At 64.5% G+C, this 6,931-nt stretch carries 8 protein-coding genes; 7 read left to right on the top strand and 1 reads right to left on the bottom strand.

Annotated elements, in window-relative coordinates; translation table 11 throughout:
- Nucleotides 1–317 precede the first annotated feature (317 nt).
- Nucleotides 318–1,964, top strand: a complete 1,647-nt coding sequence (locus VM054_11990; GenBank protein ID HUT99779.1) for a protein kinase — start codon at nt 318–320, stop codon at nt 1,962–1,964.
- A 491-nt stretch (nt 1,965–2,455) separates the two neighbouring features.
- Here VM054_11990 and yidD read toward each other — a convergent pair whose 3' ends face one another.
- A complete protein-coding gene (yidD, locus tag VM054_11985; GenBank protein ID HUT99778.1) occupies nt 2,456–2,665 on the bottom strand; it encodes a membrane protein insertion efficiency factor YidD in 210 nt (69 codons plus the stop codon).
- Between the two features lie 119 nt (nt 2,666–2,784).
- On the opposite strand from yidD, the gene VM054_11980 reads away from it, so the two are divergent.
- The 6 genes from VM054_11980 (at nt 2,785) to prfA (ending at nt 6,606) form a co-directional block, all read left to right on the top strand.
- The gene (locus VM054_11980; protein HUT99777.1) at nt 2,785–3,405 is read left to right on the top strand and encodes a hypothetical protein; all 621 of its coding nucleotides are present in this window, start codon (nt 2,785–2,787) and stop codon (nt 3,403–3,405) included.
- Between the two features lie 15 nt (nt 3,406–3,420).
- Complete coding sequence (locus VM054_11975) at nt 3,421–4,122, top strand: hypothetical protein (GenBank protein ID HUT99776.1); 702 nt, start codon at nt 3,421–3,423, stop codon at nt 4,120–4,122.
- A gap of 12 nt (nt 4,123–4,134) precedes the next feature.
- Entirely contained in the window at nt 4,135–4,854 is a 720-nt protein-coding gene (locus tag VM054_11970) for a hypothetical protein (protein ID HUT99775.1), read from the top strand.
- A 143-nt stretch (nt 4,855–4,997) separates the two neighbouring features.
- Nucleotides 4,998–5,246, top strand: coding sequence for a hypothetical protein (locus tag VM054_11965; GenBank protein ID HUT99774.1), 249 nt, complete (start codon nt 4,998–5,000; stop codon nt 5,244–5,246).
- A 2-nt stretch (nt 5,247–5,248) separates the two neighbouring features.
- Nucleotides 5,249–5,464, top strand: coding sequence for a hypothetical protein (locus VM054_11960; protein ID HUT99773.1), 216 nt, complete (start codon nt 5,249–5,251; stop codon nt 5,462–5,464).
- Between the two features lie 71 nt (nt 5,465–5,535).
- Nucleotides 5,536–6,606: a peptide chain release factor 1 gene (prfA, locus tag VM054_11955; protein HUT99772.1), complete on the top strand. Its 1,071-nt coding sequence runs from the start codon at nt 5,536–5,538 to the stop codon at nt 6,604–6,606.
- The last annotated feature ends 325 nt before the right edge of the window (nt 6,607–6,931 follow it).

The raw sequence follows: 6,931 nt of genomic DNA, 5'->3' as shown, positions 1-6,931 counted from the left end.
GTAGCCCTCACCCTTAGTCCCTCTCCCACAGGGAGAGGGAAACCGCCCCACCCCTCACCCTAGCCCGTCGGCGAGCCTCTCCCTTAAAGGGAGAGGGGGAAGCTACGTCCGGCAACTGCGGATGCGGGCGACCGTGGACGGTCGGCCCTACGTCAAATTGCCGTTGTCCGTAAATATAGGGTGGGGGATTTATACGCAATTCCCCCCGTCCTCTTGGGAACGCGCCGTCCGACCGGCGCGTTTTATTACCGGGCGACCCTTGCCACGGGGCGCTCGTGGACGTACTATCAGTTTGATTCGCCTTCTTCGGAGTGTGGATGTACTGCTTCCACTGCGGCTCCCGGGTGGACGAGAACGCGGACTTCTGCCACAACTGCGGCCAGCCCATCGCGCAGGTGCAGATCCAGACGTCGCCCATGGAGAAGCTCGACGCCGACGGAATCCCCGAGTACATCGGCAAGTACAAAATCCGCCGGCGGATCGGCATCGGCGGGATGGGCATCGTCTACGAGGCCTACGACGAGAACCTGAAGCGCAACGTGGCCGTCAAGGTCCTGCCCTCGCGGCTTTCCCAGCGTCCGGGGTACGCCGAGCGGTTCCTGGCCGAGGCCCACCGCGCCGCCGAGCTCGAGCACCCCAACATCGTCATGATCCACGACGTGGGCACCGACGCCGGGCGCAGCTACTTCGTGATGAACCTCCTCGCGGGCGAGAGCCTGGAGCACCTGATCGCCAAATCGGCCGTCTCCACCAAGGACGGCCTTCAGTACGTCATCCAGCTCGTCCGGGCGCTCGGGTTCGCCCACTCGCGGGGGGTGGTCCACTGCGACGTGAAGCCGGGCAACGTGCTCATCGGATCCGACGGCCACGTCACCCTTCTGGACTTCGGCATCGCCAAGACGGCCGCCATCCAGGAGAACACGGCCATCGGCACGCCGGAGTACATGAGCCCGGAGCAGTGCCAGGGGCACAACGTGGACGCCCGCTCCGACATCTACTCCATGGGCATCCTCATGTACAAGCTCTTCACCCGGCGCCTGCCCTTCACCGCCGACAAGAAGATAGCCGTCGCCTTCAAGCAGATAAACGAGCCGCCCATCCCGCCCCGGATGCTCAACTCGGACATCCCCGAGTGGCTCGAGAAGATAATGCTCAAGTGCCTGGAGAAGAACCCGGAGGATCGCTACCAGACGACCTCGGAGCTGGCGAACGAGATGGACGCGGGCCTGCGCGTCATCTACGCCGAGGAGAAGGACCGGCGGCTGCGGGGGGAAAAGGAGGTTCTGGGCCCGGGGGAGAAGTGGCGCTACCGGAAGCGGCTCGTGGTGGGGATTTTCCTGGGCGCGCTGGGGCTCGGCGCCCTCGTCTGGGGGACCATCGCCACCATCAACTGGTTCGAGCTGCAGAACAACGAGGGGGACGAGAACCAGATCATTGCCGGGTCGGAGTACACCGTGGCCGAGAACGAGGTCATCATAAACATCATCAGCCGCCCGACCGAGGCCACCGTCTTTATCAACGACCGCCGCTTCGGCAACACCCCCCTGAAGACCCGCCTCCAGCGCGGCCGGTCCTACACACTCCGCTTCGAGAAGTACGAGTACAACACCCTGGAAACCGAGTTCACCCCCGGCGAGGGCGACATCGTCTCCTTCGAGGTGGAGCTCAACGTGTCCACCTACGGCTGGCTGAACCTGGTGGGCCCGGAGGGCGCCGACGTCTGGATTGACGATATCTACATCGGCAAGCTGCCCAAGGGCAGGCTCCAGCTCCTGTCGGGCGAGCACAAGCTGAAGGTGGCCACCCAGGGCGGGCTCATAAGCCGCGAGTTCTACGTGCCCAAGGACAGGGTGGTGACCATCATCGCCGGCGCCGACAGCACATCCAAGCCGCCCGCCGAGGTCGGCGAGCTCATGGACATCGAGCAGGCCGAGGACATCCTGATGGGCGGCGGTGGAGATTAGCCGGCGCGGGGTGAGGGTTGGAGTAGGGAACGTGATAGCGGCGGCCCGCAGTTTCCCTCTCCCTGTGGGAGAGGGTTAGGGTGAGGGCTGCCTTATTAAAAAAAGGGCCGACCTGAACGGCGCGCCGTCGGTCGGCCCCTACGTCATCGCAAGCGGCGGGGAAAGGATTTGCTTCGCATAGCTCGCTTCGCTCGGTTCTCCGCCCTACGAATACCTAAGATGTAGGGCGGCCCCTCTGCGGGCCGCCGCGATTAACAAAGCGGCGGGGAAAGGATTTGCTTCGCATAGCTCGCTTCGCTCGGTTCCCCGCCCTACATTTATGGACAATGACGATTTGACGTAGGGGCGACCGGTAGGACGAGTCCTCCACGGTCGCCCGCGGGCCTAAAGGTCGGCCCCTACGTCGTCGCAAACCACGGAGCGTGCCCGGCGTGAATTGAACGAAAAAAACGGGACGCCCCGCCCCCGCCCCGCGTATGCAAAGTGCCGGCTCACGGCGGGTCGTAGCCCGATCCCCCCCACGGGTTGCACCGCAGCACCCGCCAGATCGCCTTCCCCAGCCCCTTCAACAGTCCGTATTTCCTCAGTGCCAGCACGGCGTACTCGCTGCAGGTGGGTTCGAAGCGGCACGTGGGTGGGAAGAGCGGCGAGATGAAACGCCGGTAGAGCCAAATCACCCCGACGAAAGGCGCGATGAGCACCCTCCGCAGGGTGGGGACCTCCGTGTTTGGCGGCGGTAACACGCTGGAATTTTTGGGATTGTCAGCCGTCACTGCGTGATTATACAATAGGCTTCCACATGGGGGATTGGCCCCCGACCATGAGACTTCTCCCGCCGCTTCTGTTCGCCGCCGCCCTGAGCCTCTCCTGCGAGGGCGGCCCCTCGGAGCCGGTGAGCTTCCTCCCCGAGCTGCGCTTCGAGGTCCCGGGGCCGGAGTCGGCGCCGCCCGCCGACGAGGTCCGCGCCCGGCCCATCGTCTGGGAAATCGAGCCCCTGCGCACCCACGGCGGGATGAGCCCCCAGATGCTCACGGGCGTGGACCGCCTGATGCAGGAGCACGCCGCCGAGCTGACAGGCATCCACGCCGCCAGGCTCCACGCCGACCCCCTCTCCTCCGGGATCATCACCGCCAACCTGACCACCGAGTCCGGGGTGCTCCTCTTCCTCTCGCTGGAGGACAACACCACCGGCGACGAGGCGCTGGCGACGCAGATGCTCTCCCGGATGCAGGAGTGGGACTGGCCTTCTTCCGGGCGCGACGTCTTCCGCGTCCACCTGTACCTGCGCCGCGGGGAGGGGGCCGGGTTCCTCACCGCCGGTTCCCGGGAACTGCGGCCGCTGCCGGAGATTCCCCCGCCGCCCGTCGAGGAGGAGAAACCCGGGGAGACCGCCCCCGACCGCATGGCGCAATCCGAGGAGTCGCGCTCGGCGATTCCCTGACCTTCGAGGAGTTATATGCACGTCCGGTTGGCCCTTTTCATCGTCCTTCTCGTCCTCCCCGCCGCGATTCTGGCCGACGAGTACGAGGTGTACGTCGGCGGCCCGGACTCGGGGCTGGACCTCGTCTACCGCGACGGCAAGTTCGTCTGCGGCTGGCCCGGCGGGGTACTGTGGACGCGGGAGTTCATCCCCTTCGAGGGCTGCTGCAACGAGATACTCTTGATTCCCCTGCCCCACGCCGACGCGGAGGTGATTTCGGCCGCCGAGTCCCGCCTGACCGAGTTCGGCGATATCTACGAGACGATGGAGGCGGTGGAGCTGGAGGCGGTCCACGACCCCGGCGCCGTGGTCTGGGTGGTGCGGGCCGAGCCCGCCATATCTCCCGAGAGCATCCTGCGGATGGCCCAGTACCTGCGCGCCAAGGCGGGGCTCGTCCGGGAGGGCTGGCTGGGCTTCGTCTCCGACCGTGGACTGGCGCTCACCGGCTGGGGCGCGCTCTTCGTGGAAATCGAGGACGGGACGCTGACGGGCGCCGAGTACCAGCCCTACGACTACTCCCCGAACTCACAGCTCCGGGAGTGGGGCGTCATCGGCCCCGATGAGGAGTACAGCGACCACCCCGAGGCGAACGGCATCGCCGAGTGGCTCACGGCCGACGGTATCTCGCCCATCGTGGAGGGCACCTTCACCCTGGGCTACGCGGTCAAGTTCGAGTAAGGGGTACAGGCGATGCGCCGAGTTCTCACCGTTTTAGCCGGGATTGTGGTCGCCGCGCTGGCGCTGACGCTCACCGCCTGCACCCTCACCCACCTCACCTTCTATATCGGCGGGCCGGACTACGGCCTGGACCTCGTGGTCAGCCACTCCGGTCTGGTGGATAGCGCGCCGGGGGGTTGCCTCTGGGACGCCGGGCGCATAGTGTACGCCGCGGACCCGTACATGGTGATTCTGTCGCCCTTCGCCGGGGCCGACCCCGGGTACGTGGGATTCGTCCGCTCGCTAATCGAGGACCACCCGCACTTCGAGGAACAGGTCCCCTGGTTCGAGCCCGAGCAAGTCCACGACCCCGGGGCGGTGGCCTGGATAGAATCCTGCGAGTGGTACGTGGACGAACGGGAGCTCTACGCCGCGGCGCAGTACCTGCGCGGCCGGGGACCCGCCGTGCGCGAGGCCTGGGACGAGGTCGTCACAGACCGGGCGCTGGCCGTCACCGGCTGGGGGGCGCTCCTGGTCGCCGTGGTGGACGGCGCCTTCACCGGCGTGGAGTACCAGCCCGCGGACTCCCGAGCCCGCCTGAAGCTGGAGGACTTGTGGCATCTCATGGAGCCCGGCGACGAGTACGCCGACCACCCCGAGGCGAACGGCCGGGTCGAGGCGGCGCTCCTGGACGAGAACCCGCCTACCCTCAAGGGCACCTACACCCTGGGCGTGGCGTTCCGGTTCTATTAGCGAAAAATCTTCCGAGGGGGCGCGGGGTGGTATAATCGCCCTGCAATCTTTACGTTCTTCACACTTTTGAATTTTGTTCAATACAGATAAATCTATGCTATACTCCTTTTAAGAATTAAACTGGATGGAAAGGTGAAGGAACCATGTCCACGAAAACACGTGAACATCTAGTAAGCTCAGTGATTATCAATCCGCACGGTGAACAGTCGTTCGTTCCCGGATTGGATTTAACCCTCACCGGTACGTTCTTTGCCTACAAAGGGACGGATGATGGGAAGGTGGCTTTCTTCGTGATGTATAACCCGGACCTTGATGCCGAAGGCCGGAAGGATTTGGCTGATTTCTTCGAAAAACTTTCGAAAGATATTCTGAAGAATACTGAGAGCAAGTAATCATGGAATTTGCGGATTGGCTTGGTCTAGCCACTGCAATATGTGCTGCTGTCGCCGCCGTATTTTCGGCACGTGCCGCCTCTAAAACCGCTAAAGCTACTAAAGACTTGGCTGAAACGGCTAAAATTCAGACACAACTGTATAAATATGAGTATATAGACCGTGGTATAACCCCAGATGAGAAAGAGTTGCGTCGCCGAACCGCTGATAATTTATGACATACTCCGCTTTTTGAGATAAAGCAGGGGTTATTGGCCCCTGTTTTTCGTAAACTTGCTTGGATAATACTATGCTCGAAAAACTCGACAGGCTCATGGCGCGCTACGACGAGCTCTCCAAAGAGCTCGCCGACCCGCACGTGTACTCCGACCGCCGCCGGGCGGCCCAACTCGGCCGCGAGCAGGCCCAGCTACAGCCCATCGCCGACCTATACCCCCGCTACAGCGACCTCGTCCGGCAGATTGCCGATGACGAGGGCGTCATCTCCGCCGACGAGGATCCCGAGCTGGTGGAGCTGGCCGAAACGGAGCTCGACGGGCTGCGGGAAGAGCTGGCGGAGCTGGAGGAGAGGATCAAGATCCTCCTCCTGCCCAAGGACGAGGCGGAGGAGCGCAAGGCCATCGTGGAAATCCGCGCCGGGACCGGCGGCGACGAGGCCTCCCTCTTCGCCGGCGACCTCTTCCGCCTGTACTCCCGCTACGCCGAGCGCCGGGGCTGGAAGATTGAAGTCATGGACTCCAACCCCACCGAGGTCGGCGGCTACCGCGAAATAACCTTCGCCGTGGAGGGCAAGGGGGCCTACGGACGGCTGAAGTTCGAGGGCGGCGTCCACCGCGTCCAGCGGGTGCCGGTCACCGAATCGGCGGGGCGCATCCACACCTCGGCCGTCTCCGTGGCCGTCCTGCCCGAGGCCGAGGTGGTCGAGGTCAACATCAAGCCCGAGGACCTGCGGGTGGACGTCTTCCGCTCCTCGGGGCCGGGGGGGCAGTCGGTCAACACCACCGACTCCGCCGTGCGCCTCACCCACCTGCCCACGGGGCTCACGGTGAGCTGCCAGGACGAGAAATCTCAGCACAAGAACAAGGCCAAGGCGCTACGGGTGTTGGCGGCGCGGCTCTACGACCTCCAGCGCCGGGAGGCCGACGCCGAGCGCGACGCCGAGAGACGCCTCATGGTCGGTACCGGAGATAGGAGCGAGCGCATCCGCACCTACAACTTTCCCCAGAACCGGCTCACCGACCACCGCGTGGGCCTCACGCTCTATTCCCTGGACCGGGTGATGGAGGGGGAGCTGGAGGGGGTCATCGAGGCGCTCGTCATCCACGACCGGGAGGAGCGCCTGGCGAAGTCGGGCGCGTGAGCCCGGCGTTTACCTGTTGTAAATAACCGACCTGGGCCGAGCGGTTTGCGATGATGTAGGGGCCGACCGACGGCGCGCCGTTCAGGTCGGCCCGTTTTTTCAATGGTAGCCCTCACCCCTAATCCCTCTCCCACGGGGAGAGGGGGCCGCGGGCCGATCTGAAGGTCGGCCCCTACGAGGTTGACGACCGATATGTAACGTAGGGCGGGGAATCCTTTCCCCGCCGCGTTTTATCCCTCACCCAGACTTGCGATGATGTAGGGCGGCCCCTCTGCGGGCCGCCGCTCTTATGTTCCCACCCACGACCCTCACCCCTAGCCCCGTC

It is taken from the genome of bacterium (genome assembly GCA_035528375.1).
Classification (GTDB): domain Bacteria; phylum RBG-13-66-14; class RBG-13-66-14; order RBG-13-66-14; family RBG-13-66-14; genus RBG-13-66-14.
Note: the sequence above shows the minus strand (reverse complement) of the source record. Positions and strands in the feature narration are given on the sequence as shown.

What these genes read in the sequence shown, in the direction of transcription:
- VM054_11990 (HUT99779.1), top strand. Translation starts at nt 318, where the DNA reads ATGTACTGCTTCCACTGCGGCTCCCGGGTGGACGAGAACGCGGACTTC.
- VM054_11980 (HUT99777.1), top strand. Translation starts at nt 2,785, where the DNA reads ATGAGACTTCTCCCGCCGCTTCTGTTCGCCGCCGCCCTGAGCCTCTCC.
- VM054_11975 (HUT99776.1), top strand. Translation starts at nt 3,421, where the DNA reads ATGCACGTCCGGTTGGCCCTTTTCATCGTCCTTCTCGTCCTCCCCGCC.
- VM054_11970 (HUT99775.1), top strand. Translation starts at nt 4,135, where the DNA reads ATGCGCCGAGTTCTCACCGTTTTAGCCGGGATTGTGGTCGCCGCGCTG.
- VM054_11965 (HUT99774.1), top strand. Translation starts at nt 4,998, where the DNA reads ATGTCCACGAAAACACGTGAACATCTAGTAAGCTCAGTGATTATCAAT.
- VM054_11960 (HUT99773.1), top strand. Translation starts at nt 5,249, where the DNA reads ATGGAATTTGCGGATTGGCTTGGTCTAGCCACTGCAATATGTGCTGCT.
- prfA (HUT99772.1), top strand. Translation starts at nt 5,536, where the DNA reads ATGCTCGAAAAACTCGACAGGCTCATGGCGCGCTACGACGAGCTCTCC.